This is a genomic window from Sphingopyxis sp. LARHCG72 (assembly GCF_052871675.1).
The window spans coordinates 457,042-478,663 of sequence record NZ_JBIXJU010000002.1 but is presented as its reverse complement, the minus strand read 5'-3'; the positions used below and the strand labels follow the sequence as shown (position 1 = coordinate 478,663).

General features: G+C 65.7%; 14 protein-coding genes and 1 tRNA gene. 5 read left to right on the top strand and 10 right to left on the bottom strand.

Going from position 1 to position 21,622, the window contains the following annotated elements; all coding sequences use genetic code 11:
* Nucleotides 1–16 precede the first annotated feature (16 nt).
* From ACIPPQ_RS07335 to gdhA, 5 genes are read right to left on the bottom strand one after another with little or no spacing between them, the layout of a single operon-like run.
* Nucleotides 17–4,267, bottom strand: coding sequence for a hypothetical protein (locus ACIPPQ_RS07335; protein ID WP_446543532.1), 4,251 nt, complete (start codon nucleotides 4,265–4,267; stop codon nucleotides 17–19).
* Nucleotides 4,268–4,308: 41 nt separating this feature from the next.
* Nucleotides 4,309–6,240 carry a hypothetical protein gene (locus ACIPPQ_RS07330; RefSeq protein WP_446543471.1) on the bottom strand — a complete coding sequence of 644 codons (1,932 nt, stop codon included), beginning with the start codon at nucleotides 6,238–6,240 and terminating at the stop codon, nucleotides 4,309–4,311.
* 3 nt (nucleotides 6,241–6,243) lie between these two features.
* Nucleotides 6,244–8,217 (bottom strand): heme-binding protein, encoded by a 1,974-nt coding sequence (locus ACIPPQ_RS07325; RefSeq protein ID WP_446543470.1) that lies wholly within the window; start codon nucleotides 8,215–8,217, stop codon nucleotides 6,244–6,246.
* 4 nt (nucleotides 8,218–8,221) lie between these two features.
* The gene (locus tag ACIPPQ_RS07320) at nucleotides 8,222–9,679 is read right to left on the bottom strand and encodes a multiheme c-type cytochrome (protein WP_446543469.1); all 1,458 of its coding nucleotides are present in this window, start codon (nucleotides 9,677–9,679) and stop codon (nucleotides 8,222–8,224) included.
* Nucleotides 9,680–9,728: 49 nt separating this feature from the next.
* Entirely contained in the window at nucleotides 9,729–11,084 is a 1,356-nt protein-coding gene (gdhA, locus tag ACIPPQ_RS07315) for an NADP-specific glutamate dehydrogenase (RefSeq protein ID WP_446543468.1), read from the bottom strand.
* A 158-nt stretch (nucleotides 11,085–11,242) separates the two neighbouring features.
* On the opposite strand from gdhA, the gene ACIPPQ_RS07310 reads away from it, so the two are divergent.
* Nucleotides 11,243–12,193, top strand: a complete 951-nt coding sequence (locus tag ACIPPQ_RS07310; protein ID WP_446543467.1) for a TPR domain-containing protein — start codon at nucleotides 11,243–11,245, stop codon at nucleotides 12,191–12,193.
* A 163-nt stretch (nucleotides 12,194–12,356) separates the two neighbouring features.
* Here the strand turns inward: ACIPPQ_RS07310 and putA are convergent, their stop codons facing one another.
* Nucleotides 12,357–15,452, bottom strand: a complete 3,096-nt coding sequence (gene putA / locus ACIPPQ_RS07305; protein ID WP_446543466.1) for a bifunctional proline dehydrogenase/L-glutamate gamma-semialdehyde dehydrogenase PutA — start codon at nucleotides 15,450–15,452, stop codon at nucleotides 12,357–12,359.
* A 97-nt stretch (nucleotides 15,453–15,549) separates the two neighbouring features.
* Here putA and ACIPPQ_RS07300 point away from each other — a divergent pair, with 97 nt between their 5' ends.
* Together ACIPPQ_RS07300 and ACIPPQ_RS07295 are read left to right on the top strand one after the other, a co-directional pair.
* A complete protein-coding gene (locus ACIPPQ_RS07300; protein ID WP_446543465.1) occupies nucleotides 15,550–16,020 on the top strand; it encodes an Lrp/AsnC family transcriptional regulator in 471 nt (156 codons plus the stop codon).
* Between the two features lie 48 nt (nucleotides 16,021–16,068).
* A tRNA-Gly gene (locus tag ACIPPQ_RS07295) sits at nucleotides 16,069–16,142 on the top strand.
* Nucleotides 16,143–16,228: 86 nt separating this feature from the next.
* Here the strand turns inward: ACIPPQ_RS07295 and ACIPPQ_RS07290 are convergent.
* On the bottom strand, nucleotides 16,229–17,011 hold the full coding sequence (locus tag ACIPPQ_RS07290) for a transglutaminase-like domain-containing protein (protein WP_446543464.1): 783 nt from the start codon (nucleotides 17,009–17,011) through the stop codon (nucleotides 16,229–16,231).
* Between the two features lie 60 nt (nucleotides 17,012–17,071).
* On the opposite strand from ACIPPQ_RS07290, the gene ACIPPQ_RS07285 reads away from it, so the two are divergent.
* Nucleotides 17,072–18,307 (top strand): MFS transporter, encoded by a 1,236-nt coding sequence (locus ACIPPQ_RS07285; RefSeq protein WP_446543463.1) that lies wholly within the window; start codon nucleotides 17,072–17,074, stop codon nucleotides 18,305–18,307.
* On the opposite strand, the gene ACIPPQ_RS07280 is transcribed toward ACIPPQ_RS07285, so the two are convergent.
* Nucleotides 18,280–19,041 carry a competence/damage-inducible protein A gene (locus tag ACIPPQ_RS07280; protein WP_446543462.1) on the bottom strand — a complete coding sequence of 254 codons (762 nt, stop codon included), beginning with the start codon at nucleotides 19,039–19,041 and terminating at the stop codon, nucleotides 18,280–18,282. The two genes, ACIPPQ_RS07285 and ACIPPQ_RS07280, sit on opposite strands and share 28 nt — an antisense overlap.
* Nucleotides 19,042–19,143: 102 nt before the next feature.
* Between ACIPPQ_RS07280 and ACIPPQ_RS07275 the strand changes: the two genes are divergently transcribed.
* A complete protein-coding gene (locus ACIPPQ_RS07275) occupies nucleotides 19,144–19,785 on the top strand; it encodes a glutathione S-transferase family protein (protein ID WP_446543461.1) in 642 nt (213 codons plus the stop codon).
* Here the strand turns inward: ACIPPQ_RS07275 and ACIPPQ_RS07270 are convergent.
* Together ACIPPQ_RS07270 and ACIPPQ_RS07265 are read right to left on the bottom strand one after the other, a co-directional pair.
* Complete coding sequence (locus ACIPPQ_RS07270) at nucleotides 19,782–20,675, bottom strand: DUF2785 domain-containing protein (protein ID WP_446543460.1); 894 nt, start codon at nucleotides 20,673–20,675, stop codon at nucleotides 19,782–19,784. The genes ACIPPQ_RS07275 and ACIPPQ_RS07270 overlap by 4 nt on opposite strands.
* 78 nt (nucleotides 20,676–20,753) lie before the next feature.
* The gene (locus ACIPPQ_RS07265) at nucleotides 20,754–21,482 is read right to left on the bottom strand and encodes a Bax inhibitor-1/YccA family protein (RefSeq protein ID WP_446543459.1); all 729 of its coding nucleotides are present in this window, start codon (nucleotides 21,480–21,482) and stop codon (nucleotides 20,754–20,756) included.
* Between the last annotated feature and the right edge of the window lie 140 nt (nucleotides 21,483–21,622).

Below are 21,622 nucleotides of genomic sequence, written 5' to 3'. Positions count from 1 at the left end.
CTGGGATGACGATTTATCAGTTCGCGTAAAGCAGCGGCGGCCGCCACGCATTCTGGTCGACCTCGTCGCTGACCTTGTAGACCACGCCCCTGCTGTTCAGGAACAATTTCTCCATTTCGGGCCGCGTGAACGGGCGCGAGCCGACACGCCCAAACACCGCCATCTGGCCGCCCGTCTCGTCGACGGCGCGGTCGCGGTCGAGGCCCTTTGACAGCGCGACCGCGGGTGACGGCGTCTTCGCCCACGCGATCAGCTCGGGGGTCGGTTTGGGCGAGAAACCATAGAGGCCGGGATTGTCGGGGCTGGTGAGCTGGAGCACCTTGATCCCGTTCCGGCCGTCGGCGACATAACCGAACAGCGAGGCGTTGGTCGACGCGACGATGACATCCTCGGCATCGCTCAGCGCGCCGCCAAAGGTCAGCCCCGGCCAGACGACCGGCGCCGCGGGACGCGTCACATCGACGATGACAAGCCCGTCGGCCTTCGCCGCGACATACATATAGGTTCGCGCGACGTAGATCTTCCGCGCGTTCGCCAGCCGCACCGTGCCCGACGGGACCGCGACCGGCTGCGCGAGGTTGGTGACGTCGAACAGCTTCACCCCTTCGGCATCGGTGACCCAAAGGAAACGGAACTGTACCGCGCTCGCGCGCGCGTCGGTCAACGGCAGCTGCGCGGCGACCTTGGGCTGGAGCGGGGCCGAGAGGTCGAGCACGACGAGTCCGGCATCGGTGGTGATGTAGGCGATGCTGCCCGCGAGCGTCACATGCCGCGCGCCCGCCAACACATTGCCCTCGTTCCACGTCAGCGCGCGCTTGAACTTGTTATTCCGGAACTCGCCATCGGCCAGCGTATCGATGTCGACGAGCACCAGCCCTTCGACGCTGTCGGTGACGACGGCGTAGCGGTAGATGTCGTGCATCACCTGTTCGTGGTTCTCGGGGAAATTCTTCACGATATTCTCGTTGCGCGACACGCTGATCGGCTGCGTCGTCGCGATCGCCATGCACGTCGCATTTTTCGTCTTCACATGCGTGTCGTGCCCGAGCGCCGAGAAGGGCGCGCGGATGATGCGTTCGGAGAAGCCCTTGTTGCCGATCGACGCGACATCATAGACGCGGAAGCCGCCCTTGCCCTCGGCGACGAACATATATTCGCCGCGCTGCTGCAGGCAGTTCACGCGCCCGCTCGTCCCCTGGACGATGTTCGCAAACTCCTCGAGCGCATGCGTTTCGCCCGATCCCTTCTTGTCGAAGGTCTTGCCGCGCACCCAGTTCTTGAGCTCACGGCCATTCTGTTCGACGTGCAGCTTCCAATAATCGGGATAGGCATATTTCTGGAGGTAGCTGCCGATCACCGCCTGCGGCTCGTCCCATTCAGTAACGCGCGTCGCCTGGAAGCTGTTTTCCTGCCCCGACCAGACGTTCAGGCCGACGAAATTGACGAAATTGGTGCCGAGCAGATTGAGCTGCGCCATGATCGCATTGTTATCGTCGGCCGCCGACAGGTGGCAGTCGCTGCACTGCTTGGTTTCGGAGCGGCGCACCGTGTGCGGGAAGTGCGGCGCGAAGGCCTGGCTCGAATAGCCCGCCGACGAGATCGGCGGCTGCTGCACATAAATGCGCTCGCGGTTGATGTTCGTCGAAGAGAGCACCAGCGCCGAGGTCGAGCGGACGGGCGTGATGATACCGCGCGCCTCGCCATTCGGGCCGGGTTCGCCGGGCTTGGTGAGCTGGTGGCGACCAAGCTGGAACATCTCGTCGCGCGCCACCTGCGGGTTATAGGTCGCGAAGTTGCGCGTCTCCTCCCCCTCGAAATGGTGCATCTTGGTCTTCCAGTTCGCCTCGATCGGCAAATGGCACCCACCGCAGCTCGTCGTCCACGACAGGTGACAGGTGAAGCAGGTCATCTTGTCGTCGCCGTGCGCGCGATCCTCCTTCGCGACCCCCGGCCCCCATTCGAACTTGCCGTCCTCGCTGCCCGCTCGCGCCATCAGCTTCGCGCGCGCCGCTTTCGCATTGAAATGCGGTCCCGGCGTCACCGCCTGCTTGACGAGGCTGACCTGCCATTCGAGCTTGGGATCGACGATCGAACGCTGGATCAGGCCGATCACCTCGGCATCGTCATTGTACTGGAATTCGAAACGGCGGCGCCCGTCGGGATTGCGGAGCAACGCGAGATTATTGCCCTGCGGCCGCGCTGCGACGTTCGAGGTCAAGAGGTTCGGGAAGGCGTCGGCGGTACCGTGGCAGTCCTTGCAGCTGATCTCGACCGCGTTCGCGACCTCGCCCTGGATATAACCGTTGCCGTGGCTGTCCTGCGCGAAGTGGCAGTCGGCGCATTGCATGCCCTTTTCGGCATGGATGTCCATCATATGGACTGCCTTTCCGGGATTGATCCCCGGTGGGACGAACTTGCCCTCGACCCCCGGCTTGCCCGGGTCGGCGCTCGACAGGCACAGGTCGCGCTCTTTCGGATCGGTGTAATGGCTGCAGCTCTTGCGCCATTTTTCCGGGTCCTTCGGATCGATGATGTTCGCGGTGTCGGTGCCGTAGGTCGCCATATTGCCGGCGGCGGTCAGCAGATTGCCGTTGCGGTCGCGCTTGAAGATGCCGCGGAAGTTCCAGCCGTGGCCGTGATAGTCGGCGAACTGCGTATCCTTGTTGCTGTCGTTGACGTCATAGACGTCGCGCAGGAACTCGACATCAGCCCACAGCCCGCGCGTCGCCGCACCCTCGGGGTTGCGTTCGAGCACCTGATGCACTTCGGCGGCGGTGGGGTAGCGCTGCTGCTTGTATTTCTTCTGATAGTCCTCGTCGCTCATCCCCGGCGGGCGCGGCGCGGTGTTTTCCGGTCCCGGCCACATCTGCGGCGCGTCCGATTCATAGTCCCACATCGTGTAGCCGAGGTAGGAGTTCAGGAAGATGTTCGGCTGGTGCATGTGGCACGACATGCACTGCGAGGTCGGGATCGCGCGGGTGAAGGCGTGGCTGATCGGGTGGCCCGATTCGCCGCGCGCCGGCGATCCCGGGCGGGCCGGAACGTCGGGATCGGCGGGGTCGATCAGCGCGCCATGACCGCCGCCGGCCTGGTGGCCGTCATCGGCGCCATGCGCATCGCCACCATGCCCGCCCTCGGGCTTCCACTTCTTCTCGGCAATCGTGGGATCGACCGTCGCGGTCTCGCCGTCGCGGCCATATTTGGCATAGGTCAGGCTGTGCCGCGGCTCGCGGTCGTTGGCATAGACGACATGACAGCCCGAACAGCCCGAATGGCGATAGTCGCCGGGCTGGTCGTTCGTCCCCATGAACCACGACAGCGGATCGTTGAGGCGCGTCTTGTGGATGTTGAGCACGGGAATCGACACGCGCAGGCCGGTGCCGGGACCGCGGTTCGACTGCTTGAGGTCGGGGCGCCCCGGCTCCTCGAGCCGCTGGATGCTGCCGGTCGGGTTCGGCAGGCCGATTTCGGGGAATTGCGTGTTGATGTTGCGCCCGCCGCGCTCGAACACGCGGAACACGTCGCCCGGCGGCAGCACGCTCCAGCGCGGCAGCGGATACATTTTCGCGAGCGCGCCGCGCTTTTTCTCTTCGTCGGTCAATATCTTGTCGAAACCGAAGCTCGGCTTGCACGCCTCCTTATATTCCTCGGCGGTCAGCCGCGACGAGGGCGACAGGATGCAGGCGGGTTCGCCGGTGCGCGTATAGGCTTCGCCGAAGATGTAATTCTTGTAGGGAACGATGCCGTTGTTATACGCCGCGCCGCCCCACAGCATCGCGCCGGTCGACATCATCGAACGCTCGGTCGCCTCGATCACCTCAAGGTGGCACGCGCCGCACGCCTCGCGCGCGACGCGGTAATCGCTGGGGTTCACGAAACGGATGAATTCGGGCGATTCCTTGTTGAGCAGGGTGTAGCTGCGCTGCGGGTTCGCCGAACTATCGTGCCATGCGCCCGGCAGCGTCGGTTGCGGGTGCGCAAGCTTCATCACCGCCTTGTTCGTCGGATGCTTGTAACCGAGGCTCGGCGTGCCGCGCTGGCTCGCGTCGCCGCCATGGCAGTCGGTGCAGCCGAGCTTCACCGCGGGAGTCGCGTGCATCGACGGCTGGTCGGTGCGCGTGTGGCAGCTGTAGCAGCCCTCCGATTTCTGGACGACCTCGGCGTCGCTCTGCTCGCGCGGCGCGGGCGGCGTGAAGCGATATTCGATCTTGAGCGGCTTCTCCTCTTCGGCCGCGCGCGTGACGCTCACGCCCAGGCTGACGCTCATCAGCAGGAAGGCGAAGAGGGCGAAGAGTTTGCGCGTCACGATCAGAAACTCACGATCACATTGGCGAGGATCGACACATAGGCGTCGTTCTTCTGCTTGTTGTCGAACAGGTCCTTGAACCCCTTGCCGGGCAGCAGCACCGCGCCGCTGAGGCGCCCGACGATGTTCTGCGTCGCCTTCGGCCGCCAGATCGTCGCGAGCGACAGGTCGAAACCGATATCCTTGGGGATCGACCCTTCGGTGCGCAGCGCCTGCAGGCTCGACGTATTTTCGAACCACAGATGGTTGAAATTGGTGCTGACGCGAAATTCGGGGGTCAGGTCGAAATCGGCGCCCGCGCCGATGAAGACGGTGCCCGGATTGTTGAAATTCGACTGCCCCTCTTCCTTCGACGAGCGGAGCGAGTTCAAGATGCCGTTGCGCCCGCTGATCGCGATGACGCGCCCGCCGCCCGCGAAGGGGATCGTCTGGCGGATCCAGTAGCTGGTGTCGGCGCCGCCGAAGATCGGATTTTCGAAGATCGCGTCGTAGCCGCCTTCGGTGTTGTTATACGGATCGCCGTCGCCCGTCGCATAAAGCCCCGACAGGCGGAAACGCATCCAGTCATGATCGTAGCTGAGCTCGACCGCGCCGAAGCCCGCACGGATTTCGGCCGGTTTGCTCGTGAAAAAGCTGTTCCGGTCCTCGCCGAGCGCGGCATAGAAGCTCGCGGTGACGTTGATCCGCCCGATCCGCCCGTCGGCGCTGTAGCCTAGATAGACGACGTCATATTCGCGGCCGCGCAGGTCGCCGAGCAGCGCCGGGCGCACCGGGAAGCCGTTGTGGTCGATCTGCACGTCATTCTTTTCGCGATTCATATTGTAGGTCACGCTGACCTGGCTGGTCAGCCCGACGACCGGGAAATCCTGCCGATAGAGGTTGCCGGTGAAGATGAAATCGCTGCGCGGGGTCTGGGTGATGTCGTTGAGGCCGCTGTTGGTGTCCTTTTCGAGCCGCCAGAAGGCCGCGAGATTATATTGGAAGCGGTTGTTGTCGCGGTTGCCGAACAGGCGGATGCCAAGCTGGTTGTCGTTGAACAGGAAACCGCGGAAATCGCTCTGGAACGGCTGGATGCCGAGACGGATCGAGTAGAAATCATAGCGGTCGGACGTGTTGCCGAGATGCTTGTCGACGAACAGTTCCTGCACGCCGAGAAACGAGTCGTACCGATGGCTCGCCTTCGACGGGCGCACGTCGAGCACGCGCCGTTCGGGCACGTCGACATAATTGGCCTGATAGGCGAGCGTGACGCGATATTCGATGTCGGGCGGCTTGAACGCGGTCGAGCCTTTGATCAGCGCCGCGCCCGCAATGAAGGTTTGCGCAAAGACGAAGCTGCGATCCTTGCCGAACACGTCGAGGCTGCCCGGCCGCTCGGTCGTCTGGACGCCGACGGGGATCGGGAAGGTGCGCGGTTCGAACACCGTGTCCGAGACCGCATTGGCGACGATGAACCAGTCGTCGCCCTTGATCGGCAGCCACTTGACCTTGCTGCGGTCGATCGCGCGGTCACCCTTGTAGGTGTTCTGGTGATAGGGATCGAACCAGTGTTCCTTGACCACCCCCAATGTCTCGATCAGGCGCCAGCGGTCGGGGACCGGCAGTTGGTCCTCCATCCCCGGAAACGCCTGCGGCGGCGGCGGCCGCAACGCACCGACATTGTCCTGCGTCAGCGCGTCGGGAAGGTCGGGACGATAGCCGGGACGACGGCGCCCCTCGATGATGTCGGTGACGAGGTCGTCCTTCACCATCTGCTGCCAGTCGACCGGCGGCGGGGGCGGGATCAGTTCGTCGGCAGGCTGTTCGGCAGGCGCGGCATCGCCGGCAACCGGCGGCCCCTCGGGCGCGGGCGGCGGCGGCAACGCCTCGGCCCCGGGCGCGCCCTGCGCCGCGAGTGTTGCGATGATCGGCCAAAGGCTGCCCCCCGTCATCATCGCCTATAGCCCGTCGCAAACATTCTGGTTCGCCGTGTCGAGGAACGGGGCGAAGGGGCAGCTGATATAGCGCAGGCGTACGCCCGCGCCGACGTTGACGACGACATTGTCCGACCGGATCGCCTTGGGCGCATTGCCGATGCCGCCGACGCGCGCGCCGCCGTTATGCGCACCGAGGAAGCTGATCATGTCGTCTTGGTCGATGCCGTCGCCCGACACGCCGATCGCGCCAACGAGCTGGTTGCCGCGATAGATAGGCACCGATCCCGGGAAGATCTGGATGCCGTTCTGGAGCCGGTTCTGTCCGGCTGCGACGTCGGGCAAGGTCGTGCAGCGCGCCGGCGTATCGGTGGGGCTCGCGCCCGAAACGAAGCCGAGGTGCGCGCCGAGATTGCCGATGATCAGAGCCGATTGCAGCCCGGTCGAGAAGGGGTTGAACTGCGCGATCGGGCGCGACAGCGGGCCCTGCGGACGGCCGACCTCACCGTCGGGAAAATAGGGCCGCGACAGATTGCCGTTCGCGCGGTCGGAGAAGGCGATCGTGCCGGTGAGCGCGGCCGGGTTGTTCAGGAAAGTGCGCGTCGCGGGGACGAACTGGCGGACATCGGCGCTCGCATTGGCGCCGAGCTCGGCCCCCGCCTGCGCGCCCGAGAAGAAGGCGGCAGTGCGCGCCTTTTGCAGGCTGACGTCGGTGCCGAAGATCGGCGCGTCGGGCGAGCGCACGATACCGAGCACCGCGCCGTGGGTGTCGACGATGCTGATCGTGACCTGCGCACGGCTGTCGAGCGGGCGACGGATCTGCGCGCGCGCGCGGCTCATCACCGTGAAGGCTTCTTCGAGCACCGCGCGCGCCTCGGCCTGCGTCAAAGGCGCGCTGTTCGTCGCGCCGTCGGTGCCGGCGCGCAGTGGATAGCGGTTGGCGCCGCTACCATTGGTCAGCACGAACGCATCGCGGTTCGAGAATTCGGCGGCAGTCGAAGCGCGGATGCCCGACGCTTCACTGCCGTAGGCGATCCCCGCAGTCACCGCAGCATTGGCATAGCCGATCACCGCGACAAGACTGCCCTCGGTGCCGTTGAGGCTGGCGAAGCTCGCGCTACCGCTCGACACCACCCCGGCGAAGGTCGCATCGGAAAAGCGCAAGCTGGTTCCGTCGACGGTGATCTTGTCGGCGGTAATCGTGCTCGGCGCCTCGAACCCGCGCGTGCCCGCGAGCGCGATAAACTCCTCGGGGTCGTTATCGATGTCGAGGATGTTGGCGTCGCTGCCGTAAACGCCGTCGCCCATCACGCCGATGCCGCCGACGAGCACGCCATTCTTGTAGAGCGGCAGCCCGCCCGGATCGGCCGCGAGGCCGAGCGGCGAGCGCTTGGGGCCAATCAGCGCCGCCGCCCCGGGGGCGCCGAAACGCGCTGACAGGTCGCTGCACGGCAGCTGGCTGAACTGCACGCCGAACAGGGGGCCACTCTCCAGCCCGACCGTGGTCGGCGCAGGCGGGAAATGTTCCTGGACGATTTGGCTCGCGGTGCGCGTCGAAAAGGCATTGCCGCCGCTCGACAGATAGGCGCCGGTGATCGCTTTCGCGATCGCGCCGCCCTCGGCCGGGAAAGTGACATTCTGCGCGTCGATATTCACGCCATTGGGTGCCGGCGACGTCGCCGCGGTCGCGCGCGCGCCGGTCATGCGGAACACGCCCAGCACATTGCCGACGCGGTCGGTCACCGCGATCACCGACGGCAGGCTGCGCGCCTGCGCTTCCGAAATCGCCTGCGCGAGCACGCGCTCGACGTCCGCCGTGGTCAGCGCCTCGGCGGCGGGCGGCGTGTAGACCGTGGTCGGCGTGGGGGTGGGAGTCGGCGTGGGCGTCGGCGTCGGCGTACCCCCGCCGCCTCCACCGCCACCCCCGCACGATGTCAGCACCAACGCGCCCATCGCAGCAAAGGCGGCCGAACGGAAAAGATGGGTTTTGCTGTGCATGATCTTACCGCAGCGCCCCGATCGCGCGCACCGCGCTGCCGAACGAAGCCTGGAATTCGGACGGCTTGTAGGCGTTAGGGTCCTTCACCGAAGCATAGGCCCGGTCGATATCGCCGCGGATGCCCGCCGCGGCGCCGACTGTGACGCGGCCCGACGACACCATCGCGTTGAGCAATGTGTCGACGCCCATCACCGCCTGCTGCGACCCCGAATAGTCGGTGTAGCGTTCGCTGATCGCCTTCGCCGAAATCGCGTCGACCATCGCAAAGGCGTCTGCGCCCGAGAAACTCCGCGACGCGAACGCACTTTTGAGCGCCGCGACCGTCTGCGACAGCTGCGCCGCGGCCGCGACCGCGCTTTGCCGGTCGGTCGCCATCGCCTTGTGGAAGGCGGCGGTGCGCACCGCGAGCTGGTCGGCGAGTGCCGGTGCTGCGAGCCGCGCGGCAGCGGCGAGCATGATCAGATTTTCATCATTATAGGCGGGCATGCCTTCGGGAAGATTGCGGCCGGGATTGTCGAGCCCCGTGCGCACCGGCTTCGCCTGATCGAAGATACGGCGGTGGCAGCTGTGGCAGTCGAGGAAATAGAATTCGGGGAACATGCCCTCGGTCCCCCGCCGCGTCTGGAACAGCGCGAGGCTGCGCTCGATCGCGGTCGCCTGCCCCACCGCCCACATCTGGACATGGTCGGTGCGCCGCCCCGCCGCGCCGAACTTGCGCCAGCCATAGTCGGCGTCCTCCTGATGATGCGCCTGCAGCGACGAGAAGAGGTCGAGCTCGAACGAAATGCGCGGATGTCCGGCGGCCATGATGCGGTGGGTGACGAACTGGCCGTCGGCGGCCGAGCCGAAGTGGCAGTCGACGCAGACCCCTGCCCGAACCACCGGATCCTCAAGCTTCTTCAGCCCCGCCGACAGGTTCGCGAGATGCTTGGCGCGCATTTCGCGGTCGGGATCGGCGTTCGTGCCGACCCCGGCATAATGGCTGGCGAGCCAGCCCCCCGCGGGGCCGTGGCACGATTCGCAGCCGACACCGTCTTCCGCCGGAACCGCGCGCGCGGTGCCCGCGGTGCTGTGGCAACCAAGGCACATCTGCGCCTTCGCGGGATCGCCGATACCGAGGTTGCGCGCGATGAACTGGCTACGGTTGTTGCTGAGCACGGCCCACGCGCGGCTGTGCGCGCCGCCGGGGGTCGAGGGTTCCTGCCACTTCATCAGCTCGTCCTGGCGGACGACGGTGCCGTCGCCCTCCATCCGGCCGTGGCACGTCGACCCCGCACACGAGGCAACGCCGGTGTAGCGCGCACCGCTTTCGCCCTGCGAACGGGCGGGGGCTGCGAAGACGAACGCTGCAACGGCAAGCGCAAGCAGCAGCAAGGCGGCAAACGCCGCAAGCTTCGGAACAAGGACGGCAAACGCCGCCCAAGGCCGATCGGCGCGCTCCTTTCCAGCGTGCGTCGTCATCCGCAGAACCCCTTTTCCCCAACCCGGCGCCTTTACGCCTTGGGCCGAATTATACCACCCCGAATGCCAGCATCGCGTCGGCGACCTTCTTGAAGCCGGCGATGTTCGCGCCCTTTACATAATCGACATAGCCGCCGCCGCGATCACCATAGGTCAGGCAGCTCGTGTGGATGCCGTCCATGATGTCTTTCAGCATCTGTTGCAACTCGCCTTCGCTCCACGCGCGCCGCCCGCTGTTCTGGCTCATTTCGAGCCCCGACACCGCGACGCCGCCGGCATTGGCGGCCTTGCCCGGCGCGAACATGATCTTCGCATCCTTGAAGACATGCACGCCCTCGAGATTGGTCGGCATGTTGGCGCCTTCGCTGACCGCGATGCAGCCGTTCTTGACCAGCGTCTTGGCATCCTCGCCAAGCAGTTCATTCTGCGTCGCACACGGCAGCGCGACGTCGCACTTCACGCCCCACGGCGTCTTGCCCGCCGTGAAGCTCGCGCCCTTGAACTCATCGCAATATTCCTCGATCCGGCCGCGGCGGTGCGTCTTGTGCGTCTTCACCCAGTCGATCTTTTCCTGCGTGATGCCGTCGGGATCGTGGATGAAACCGCCCGAATCCGACAGCGTCAGCACCTTGCCGCCCAATTGGACGATCTTTTCGGCCGCATGCGTCGCGACATTGCCCGACCCCGAGATGACCGCGGTCTTGCCGACGAGGTCCTGCCCTTTCGCGGCGAGCATGTTGGCGAGGAAATAGACCGCGCCATAGCCGGTCGCCTCGGTGCGGATGAGCGAGCCGCCCCATTCGAGCCCCTTGCCGGTGAGCACGCCGGTGAATTCGTTGGTGATCCGCTTATACTGGCCGAACATGAAGCCGATTTCGCGCCCGCCGACGCCGATGTCGCCCGCGGGCACGTCGATGTCGGCGCCGATGTGGCGATACAGCTCGGTCATGAAGCTCTGGCAGAAGCGCATGATCTCGCGCACGCTCTTGCCCTTGGGATTGAAATTCGACCCGCCCTTGCCGCCGCCCATCGGCAATCCGGTCAGCGCATTCTTGAACGTCTGTTCGAACGCGAGGAATTTGAGCACGCTTTCGGTGACGCTCGGGTGGAAACGAATACCGCCCTTGTACGGGCCGATGGCATTGTTGTTCTGGACGCGCCAGCCGCGCTGGACACGGATATTGCCGTTATCATCCTCCCAGCAGACGCGGAAAGACACGACCCGGTCGGGCTCGGCGATGCGCCGTAATATCTGCTGCGCGTGATATTCTTCCTTGTCGGCGATGAAATCGAAGATGTCCTCGGACACCTCCTGCACCGCCTGGACGAACTCGGGTTGACCCGGGTTGCGCTTTTTTACGCCTTCCATGAACGTCGAAAAGTCGACGTGATCCGATACTGCCATGCACCCCTCCCCTGTATGACTGGGAAAGCCGGTGCGACCCCTGACGATTTTATCGTTGACCGACCTTGTATGCCAAAGGCTACACCATCGCCAAGCAAAGGCAATATGACAGCGCGCACAGGCGGCATTTTTTCGCGGCGCGTACAAGAGGGGTAAAAATGAGCGAGAGCAACGGCATGGCGGAGAGCCGAAAGCAGGGCATGACGGGCGCGAACCGGGCGATATTGGTTGCCGCCTTCATCCTGCTGGCGGCAGCGATCGGCTATGCAATCTGGCGCGATTCCGCATCTCCGGCGAACGACAAGGCGACGCAGGGCGCCACCGCGCCGTCCGACCAGCTCGCCGAACTGGAGGCGCGGACGAAGCGCGAACCGAACAGCGCCGATGCCTGGACCGCGCTCGGCGCGGCGCGTTTCGACATGAGCGATTTCGCCGGCGCCACCGCGGCTTACGAAAAAGCCGTCGCGCTTTCGCCCGAATCGGCCGGGCTGTGGTCGGCGCTCGGCGAGGCGCGGGTGATGAAAAGCGACAGCGATCCCATGCCGCAAGCCGCGCTCGACGCGTTCAACAAAGCGGTCGCGCTCGACGCCAAGGATCCGCGCGCGCGCTATTTCCTCGCGGTAAAGAAGGATATCGGCGGCGACCATAAAGGCGCGATCGAAGACTGGTTCGCCTTGCTCGCCGACACGCCGCAAGGCGCGCCGTGGGAGGCTGACCTGCGCCGCACGATCGAGCAGGTCGGCAAGATCCACAAGATCGACGTCGCCGCGCGCCTCGCGAGCACGCAGCCGCGGCCGCTGACCGCCGACGAAATGCCTGTCGCCGCGCGCGCGATCCCGGGGCCGAGCCGCGCCGACATGGAAGCGGCGTCGCAGCTTCCCAAGGGCCAGCAGGACCAGATGATCGAAGGCATGGTGAGCGGGCTCGAAGCCAAGCTCAAGGCCAACCCCGCCGACGTCGACCGCTGGATCATGCTGATGCGCAGCCGGATGACGCTGGGCGAGACCGCCAAGGCCGCGCAAGCGTTGAAGGACGGGATCGCCGCGAACCCGGGGGCGGCGGGCCGGCTGAACGCGCAGGCGCAGCTGCTCGGCGTACCGGGTGCGTAAAATTACCCATTGGCGCGCCCGCGCCAAAACGGTAGGCCGTCATCGCTGCGGGGGGCAACCAGAACATAGGGTCGCCGCGGCATGAAGCCGCGAGACGATTTCGGACGTATTTGCCCGGGACAGCCGTCCACTCTGTATCGGGCCTCGTGGTCCTAGCCGACTGCTAGCCCGCCATCAGCGCCGCATTGCCGCCCGCCGCGGTGATATCGGTGCTGATCGACTTTTCTTCGGCAAAGCGATGCAGATAGTGCGGGCCGCCCGCCTTGGGCCCGGTGCCCGACAGGCCGCGCCCGCCGAACGGCTGCGAGCCGACGATCGCCCCGATCTGGTTGCGGTTGACATAGACATTGCCGACCGCCGCGCGCGCCGCGATGTGCGCCGCGACGCCGTCGATGCGCGTGTGGACGCCGAGCGTGAGACCATAGCCCGAAGCGTTGATCGCATCGATCAGCGCATCGAGCTCGCCGCCCTTCCACGTCGCGATATGGAGCACCGGTCCGAAAATCTCGCGCTTGAGGTCGGTAACATGGTCGAGCCGGATCGCCACCGGCGGCACGAAATGGCCGCCGGCGGGCAGGTTCGTCCGTCCCGCTTCGGCGATCACCCGCCCCGCAGCGCGCGCTTCGGCGACATAGGCCGCGATGTTCGCCCGCGCCTCGTCGTCGATGATCGGGCCCACGTCGGTGGCAAGGATCGACGGATCGCCGACATTGAGTTCGGCCATCGCGCCCGCGACCATTTCGATCATCGTGTCGGCGACATCGTCCTGCACGCAGAGCAGGCGCAGCGCCGAACAGCGCTGTCCCGCCGACTGGAACGCCGACGCGACCGCGTCGCGCGCGACCTGTTCGGGGAGCGCGGTCGAATCGGCGATCATCGCATTCGCGCCGCCGGTTTCGGCGATCAGCGTCGCGATCGGACCGTCGCGCCCGGCGAGGCTGCGGTTGATCATCCGCGCGACCTCGGTCGATCCGGTGAAGGCGACGCCGATGATGTCGTCGTTGCCCGTCAGCGCCGCGCCGACGGTCTCACCGCGACCGGGGAGGTAATGGAGGACATCGCCCGGGATGCCGGCTTCGAGCAGCAGCTCGACCGCGGCGTGCGCGATCAGCGGGGTCTGCTCGGCGGGTTTCGCGAGCACCGTATTGCCCGCCGCAAGCGCCGCCGACACCTGCCCGAGGAAGATCGCGAGCGGAAAGTTCCACGGGCTGATGCACACGAACACGCCCTTGCCCTCGAGCATCAGTTCGTTGCGTTCGCCCGTCGGGCCGGGGAGCGCGACGGGGTAAGTGAAGTCGGCGCGCGCCTGTGCGGCGTAATAGCGGAGGAAATCGACCGCCTCGCGCACTTCGGCGACCGCATCGACGAGCGTCTTGCCCGCTTCGTCGATCGCGAGGCCGAGGAAAAGTGCATCGCGCTCTTCGAGCAGGTCGGCAGCGCGTTCGAGCCGTTCGGCGCGGAAGGTGCCGCCGGCGAGGCTCCAGTCGCCCTGTGCCTTTTGTGCCGCCGCGACGGCGTCGGCGACGGTGGCCGCATCGGCTTCGATCATCTGACCGACGACCGTACCCGTCGCGGGATTGCGCACCGGTTCGGCTTTGCCGTCGCGCGCCACGCCGCCGACGATCGGCGCCGCGACGAGATCGCTCCGCCGCGCCGCGCCGATCGCCGAAACGAGCGCCTCGGGCACACCCGGATCGCCGAGATCATAACCGCGCGAATTGCGCCGCGCCGGGTCGAAGAGACCGAGGCCGGTTGCAATGTTCGACGATGCCGCGCTCGCGACGCTGCGCGGGTCGACCGCGAGCTGCTCGGCGGTGACGCCGGGGTCGGAGAATTGATGCACGAAGCTGGAGTTCGCGCCATTTTCGAGCAGGCGGCGGACGAGATAGGCGAGCAGGTCGCGGTGCGTACCGACCGGCGCATAGACGCGCACCGGGCGCGGCGGGGGGAACAGCGCAACGAGCGCGTCGTGCGCACCCTCACCCATGCCGTGCAGCCGCTGCAACTCGTAATCGGCGCCCGCGAACAGTTCGGAGACATAGGCCAGCGTCATCGCATTGTGGCTCGCGAACGCCGGAAAGATGCAATCCTGGCAATCGCGCAGCAGCTGCGCGCAGCGCATGTAATTGAGGTCGGTGTGGAGCTTTGCCGTGAACACCGGAAAGTCGCCGAGCCCCAGCGTCTGCGCGCGCTTGATCTCGGTGTCCCAATAGGCGCCCTTGACGAGGCGCATCGACAGCTTGACCCCGCGCGTCCGCGCGCGATTGGCGAGCCAGTCGATCACCGCCGGCGCGCGCTTCTGATACGCCTGGATCACGATGCCAAGGCCCGTCCAGCCGTCGGCGATGCCCGCGTCGATCAACGCCGCGAACACGTCCATATGCGGCTCTAACCGGTCGCTTTCCTCGGCGTCGATCATCAGCGGGATGTTCACCGCGCGCGCCGCGCGCGCGAGTTCGATGACGTTCGGGATCAGCTCGTCGCGCACGCGCGCGGCCTGCAGATATTCGTAGCGCGGGTGAAGCGCCGAGAGCTTGATCGAAATGCCGTGGTTGACGTGCGGGTCGCCCGGCTTCGCGCCTTTGCCGATACGCGCGATCGCATTCGCATAGCTGTCGTAATAGCGCTGCGCGTCTTCGGCGGTGCGCGCCGCCTCGCCGAGCATGTCGAAGCTCGCGAGTTCGGCCTTTTGCTTGTCGGCGCGCTTGACCGCCGCGTCGATCGTCTCGCCCATCACGAACTGCTGCCCCAGCATCTTCATCGCCGCGAGCGCCGCCTGGCGAATCACCGGCTCGCCCGAGCGGCGGACCATCGATTTGAGCAAGGTCAGCGGGTTCGCCCGGCTGCCCATCGCGTCGAGCATCAGCGTCGCCGAGCCGAGCGAGAGGCCGCGCGATGACAGCGCGACGATCAGCGGGCTGTCCTCATCCTCGCCGTCCTTCCAGTGGCGTCCGGCGATCTTGTCGCGGATCAGCGCGTTGGCGGTCGCATTGTCAGGCACGCGCAGCAGCGCTTCGGCGAGGCACATCAGCACGACGCCTTCCTCGGTCGACAGGCGATAGCGGTTCATCAGCTGCGCGACGAGCGTCTCGCGCTCGCCTTCGGCCTTCGCCTTGCGGATCAATTCGAGACCGCGCTGCGTCACGGCTTCGACGCTGGCCGAAGAGGTGGCAAGGGCGCTACGCAGCTCGGCGACGATGTCGGATTCGCTGCGGCGGGCGAGGGCGCGGATGGCGGCGCGGTCGGGGCTTTGGGTCATGGCCCCCGATACCATATTGCCTGAAGTCGATCTGACTTGTTTGTGCCCATTTTATATATGAATTGACCAAGTTTTGCATCAGCCTTAGTCAGGATGCATGAAAAACTCCTCTTCCACAGTCGAGATGGACGAGTTCGATCGCAAAATCCTCGCGATTCTGGGGCGCGACGGGCGCATCACTTTCACCGAACTCGCGTTGCAGGTCGGGCTGTCGAAAACCCCGTGCCAGCAGCGCGTGAAGCGTCTGGTCGACAGCAGATTGATCGTCGGTTTCCGCGCGATCGTCGATCCCGCCAAGGTCGGGCTCGACCATGTCGCCTTCACCGAGGTGAAGCTGTCGGATACGCGCGAGGAAGCGCTCAAGCAGTTCAACATGGCGGTGCGGCAAATTCCCGAGGTCGAGGAATGCCATATGATCGCGAGCAGCTTCGACTATCTGCTCAAGGTCCGCACCCCCGATATCCGCCGATACCGCATCGTACTCGGCGAAAAAATCTCGAGCCTGCCGCATGTCGCGAGCACCTCGACCTTCGTCGCGATGGAAACGATCTGCGAATCGGCGCGCTGACACAGGCGATTGACCGCCGCGCGCGGCTGTGCCAATCGCGCAGGCCACGCGGGTGTAGCTCAATGGTAGAGCAGAAGCTTCCCAAGCTTACGACGAGGGTTCGATTCCCTTCACCCGCTCCAACTTTTGCAGAGATTTAGCGGAGCTAAGTCGCGATCAGCAAAAGTCCGGCCAGCCACGCGAAGCGGGGACTGACGGCGTCGGGCCTTCAATTCTCGACCTTCTCCACCTTCACCTTCTGACTGACGAACGCGATATCGCGATACGCGGTGAGGAAGGATATGTCGGCGGCATCGCGGCCGACGCAGATACGCGCCATTTCGGAGGCGCGTGCCATCCCCGTCGCATCGACGAGGTGCCAGTCGCCGTCGAGATAGACTTCGGCGACAGCGTGGAAATCCTGCGGCCGGGCGCGCAGCGCATAGGCGCTCGCCATGCGCGCCGGGATATGCGCAGCGCGGGCGAGCGCGATCATGACATGCGCATAGTCGCGGCATACGCCGCGGCGTTCGACAAAGCTGTCGAGCGCACCCGTCTCGGCATCGCTCGAACCCGAAACATAGGTGAAGCGGCTTTCGATCCAGTCGCGCATCCGGCCGATCTTCGCCCCGCCCTCATGATCGCCGAAACGGCGCTCGACGAACGCGTGGAACTTGTTCGACGGGCAATAGCGCGATTCGTTGAGATAGGGAATCGCCTCGGCCGGGAGCCGGTGGAGCGGCACTGCGGCAAGCGAGCGGAAGTCGGTGTCGGGCCGGTCGATTTCGACCAGTGCGCGATATTCGGCGCGCAGGCTTCCCTCGGCGCGCAGCCAGATCGGCTCGCAAATGCCGTCGGCGGCCGGAACGCGCGCGACAAATTCGGGGGTGCCGACGTCGAGCGAGGTTTCGAGGACGCGCTGGCCATGCCCGTCCGCGGCCTCGATCTGGAGCATCAGGTCGACGGGTTCGGACAGGCGGTAATTTAGGGAGGCGGAAATTTCGAGTTTCATCTATCGGCAACGCATGAGGAAGGGTTCGGTGGCGCTAGGCATGGCAGGGGCAAAGAGCAAGTGACGGCGAAGCGTACCATCCCGTTCATCGTTGCGACGATTTTCATGGATGCGGTCGGTTTCGGCATCATCATGCCGGTGCTGCCGCAACTGGTGATGGAGGTCGGCGAGATCGACCTTCCGCACGCGATCGAGGTCGGCGCGTGGATCGGCCTCGTCATGGCGGTCGCGACGTTCCTTGCGTCGCCCGTGCTCGGCAATCTGTCGGATCATTTCGGGCGGCGGCGCGTGCTGCTGCTCGCGCTCGGCGGGCTCGCGATCGATTATGTGCTGCTGACGACCGTCGAGACCCTGCCCTGGCTGTTCGTCGCGCGCGCGCTGTCGGGTATTTTCGGGGGCAGCTATGCCGCGGCGCAGGCGGCTATCGCCGACATCACCAAGCCCGAGGAGCGTGCGCGCAATTTCGGTTTCGTCGGCGCGGCGTTCGGCATCGGGTTCATTGCTGGTCCCCTCATCGGCGGCCTGCTCGGCGAACTCAGTCCGCGGGCGCCGTTCGTGGCCGCGGCTATTCTCGCTGCGGCAAATATGCTCTACGGCCTCTTCATCTTCCCCGAAACGCTGCCGCCCGAGCGCCGCCGCGCCTTCGACTGGCGCCGCGCCAATCCGCTCGGCGCGTGGAAGACGATGCGCACGCTGCCCGGAATGGACGGCGTCGCGGGGGTGCTCGTGCTTTGGCAGATCGCGAGTCTCGTTTATCCGATGACTTGGAGTTTCTATTGCATCGCGCAGCTCGGCTGGACGCCGGGGATGATCGGCGCGAGCCTCTTTGCGGTGGGTGTGATGATCGCGCTTGGCCAGGTTTTCGTCGTCGGCCCTGCGGTCGCACGTTTCGGCGAGCGCGATGCGGCGACGCTCGGCATCCTCGTCGCCGTGGCGGTCTATATCGGTTACGCCTTCACCACCTCGACGATTGGCGCCTTCCTGCTGCTGATCCCCGTTGCGTTGCAGGCGCCGGTGCAGCCATCGCTGATGGCGATGATGTCGCGCCGCGCAACGCCCGAGACGCAGGGCGAGGTGCAGGGCATTTCGGCGATGGCGATGGGATTGGGGCAGCTTTTCGCGCCGCTGCTGCTCACCGGCACGATGGCGTATTTTACCGCCGACGGCGCGCCGGTACATTTTCCAGGCGCGGCGTTCGTCGTCGCGGCAATCTTCGGCCTGTTCGCAATCCTGATGCTGCGCCGCCTTCCGCATGCGCAGCCGGCCGATCAGATCCCGCCGTCGGTCACCGCATAGCCGAGCGCTTCGAAGCCCGCGGTCAGCATCGCGACGCACGCCGCAACCTGTTCGCCGTCGGTCGAGCGAATGACGAAGTTCGCACCGGTCTTGCCCTCGCGAAAGAAGGGATAGCTGCCGATCGCGACGCCCGGATGATCCTTTTCGCCGAGGCGCAGCAGGTCGGCGATCTCGCTTTCGGGCGCCCACGCGCCGATCGTGTGCGCAATGAGCGGCGCGCCGCCCTCAAGCTCGCCGGTCAGCGCGTCGAGCATGCCCGCGGTGATGTGCGGCACCCCAGCCATCACGAACAAATTGCCGATGCGGATGCCCGGCGCGCCCGACATGCGGTTGGGGATCAGCTCGGCCCCGTCGGGGGTACGCGCCATGCGCAGCCGCGCCTCGGTGAGTTCGCTGCCGCGCGCGGTGTAATAGCGCTCGAGGATCGCCCGCGCCGCGGGGTGGATGATAACCCCGACGCCCAGCGCCTTCGCCACCGCATCGACGGTGATGTCGTCGTGCGTCGGCCCGATGCCGCCGGTGGTGAAGACATAGTCATAGCGCGCGCGGATCGCGTTCAGCGCGTCGACGATCTCCGCCTCGACATCGGGGACGATACGCACCTCGCGGAGGCGAATCCCCTGCACTTCGAGCCAGGTCGCGATCTGCGCGACATTCTTGTCCTGCGTGCGGCCCGAGAGAATCTCGTCGCCGATCACCAGTACAGCGGCGGTCCATATGCGTTCGTCGCTCATGCCTTTGCCTTAGCCGCGAACGGTGACAAAACAAGCCCGCTGGCGGCGGGATGGTGTTCTTGATATGTTCACATCCGAATCGAACCACATGGGAGAAGCGCGATGGCCGACGACCTGATTTTCTATACCAACCCTATGTCGCGCGGGCAGATTGTCCGCTGGATGCTCGAGGAGGTCGGCGCTCCCTATGAGCCGCGCATCCTCGATTACGGCACGACGATGAAGGACGCAGCCTATCTGGCGGTCAATCCGATGGGCAAGGTTCCCGCGATCGTCCACGACGGCAAGGCGGTGACCGAATGCGCGGCGATCTGCGCCTATCTCGCCGACGCCTTTCCCGAAGCCGGCCTTGCCCCAGCCCCAGCCGACCGCGCCGATTATTATCGCTGGCTGTTCTTCACCGCGGGGCCCGTCGAGCAGGCGATCACCGCCAAGCATTTCGGGGTCGAGCCCGACGCCGACCAGCAGCGCATGGCGGGTTTCGGCTCGCTGCCCGCCGCGCTCGACGCGCTCAAAAGCGCGGTCGCGGGCAAGGCCTTCGTCGCGGGCGACCGCTTCAGCGCCGCCGACGTCTATGTCGGCAGCCAGATCGACTGGGGGCTGCAGTTCGGCACCATCGCGTCGCGCCCGGCGTTCGAGGCCTATGTCGCTCCCTTGCGCGAGCGCCCGGCATACAAGCGCGCGAAGGAAATCGACAACGGCCTGATCGCAAAGATGCAGTCGGCGGGCGCGGCCCCGGCCTAGGGCAGCGCTTTCAGCAATCCGGCGGCAAGCGGCGCGAGCCGCCGGACCTGCGGATCCTGCGATTCGCTGGCCGCGACATATAGGGCGTCGCCGAACGCGCTGCTGTTGTGAACCGCCGCGAGCCCCGCCGCGCTGGTATGGGGCGTTTTCCAGCGCGGCGCGTCGTCGGGATGCAGCGACTGGAACCACGCCGCCCATGCGGCATCGTCGATGTCGGAACGTTTGGCGAGGAAGAGCACCGGTCGCGCGAGGCGCCGCGCCTCGCCGTGGACATAGGACGGCGATGCGGCGGGGGCGACCTGCGCCGCGATGGCGGCCAGCAACAGGTCGGCATCGGCGCGCGCGAGCCGCGGATTGAGCGCGAGCTGCATCAGGAGATCGGCGCCATGCGCGACGCCATGACGCCACCCCTCGCCCGCCACGAAGCCGCGATAATCGGTGACGCCGCGCAGATAGGCGGCGCCCGATCCCACGAGCGCGTGCAATTCGGCTTCGCTCAAATAGGGCGCGACCCGGTCGGCGCGCGCAATCTCGGACAAGGCGAGAACGGCGAACGGTTTCTGGAAGCCCGCCGCATCGTCGGGGCCGGCGACGATGGCACTCAGCCGCGCCAGCACATGGCGCATTCGGTCGGCGGCCAGATGCCGCCCGCGCAGCCCTTCGGACCAGAGCGTGAAGGCGAAATCGTCGCGCACCGCGGGATCCGGATCGCCAAGGCACGCGACGAGCGCATCGAGATCGGCAAGGCTGGCCTTGGGAAAGAAGGTCGCCGCATAGGCTTTGACGTCGCCGCCTGCCGGCCGGCCGACAACACAGCCCGGCGCCGATTGAGTCGCCTGAGCCGGAAGGACCAGCATCGCCGCGACTGCAGCCATTCCGATGCGAATCATGCCAATGCCCCTCTCCCAAAAGAAAGAGCCCGGCGAATCGCTTCGCCGGGCTCCCTTGTTTCGTTCCTGTCCCCGCGATTAGTCGCGGCTGCCCAGAAGGTTGAGCAGGAAGGTGAACATGTTGACGAAGTCGAGATAGAGCGTCAGCGCGCCCATGATCACCGACTTGCCGACAAAATCGGTCCCGCGGACATAGAAATACATGCTCTTGATCTTCTGCGTGTCATAGGCGGTGAGGCCCGCGAAGAGCAGCACACCGATGACGCTGATCGCCATCGCAAGGGCGCTCGACTGCAGAAAGAAGTTGATCAGCATCGCGACCAGAATGCCGACGACACCCATGATCAGGAACGTGCCGAAGCCCGACAGATCCTTCTTGGTCGTGTAGCCATAAAGGCTGAGACCGAGGAAGGCGGCGGCCGTCGCGAAAAAGGTCGTTGCGATCGACGAGGCCGTGAAAGCGAGGAAGATCGTCGACATCGACAGACCCATCACCGCCGCATAGACCCAGAACAGCGCCTGTGCGGCACCGGTCGAGAGCTTGTTGATGCCGAAGCTCAGCACCAGCACGAAAGCCAGCGGCGCGAGCATCACCACCCACATCAGCGGGCTGCCGATCAGCGAAGCGGTGAAACCGCTGTTATATGCGAGCATCGCGACGATGCCGGTCAGCAGCACGCCCGAACCCATATAGTTGTAAACCGACAGCATGTACGACCGCAGCCCGGCATCGACGGCCTGGTCCATTGCGTTCGCGCCGGCGCCAAAACCGGAAGCCGCCATATTGGGGTCGTTCCAATTCGCCATTGTCATTACTCCATCACCGGCCAGCCCATACCGGCCGTATGCAGCAATATCGTGAGTTTGACCGCCTGTTTCAAGCGAAACCGGACAAGAGCAATATTAAGCAACAATATTGGCGCCCGGCGGTAAGGGGTCGCGATCGC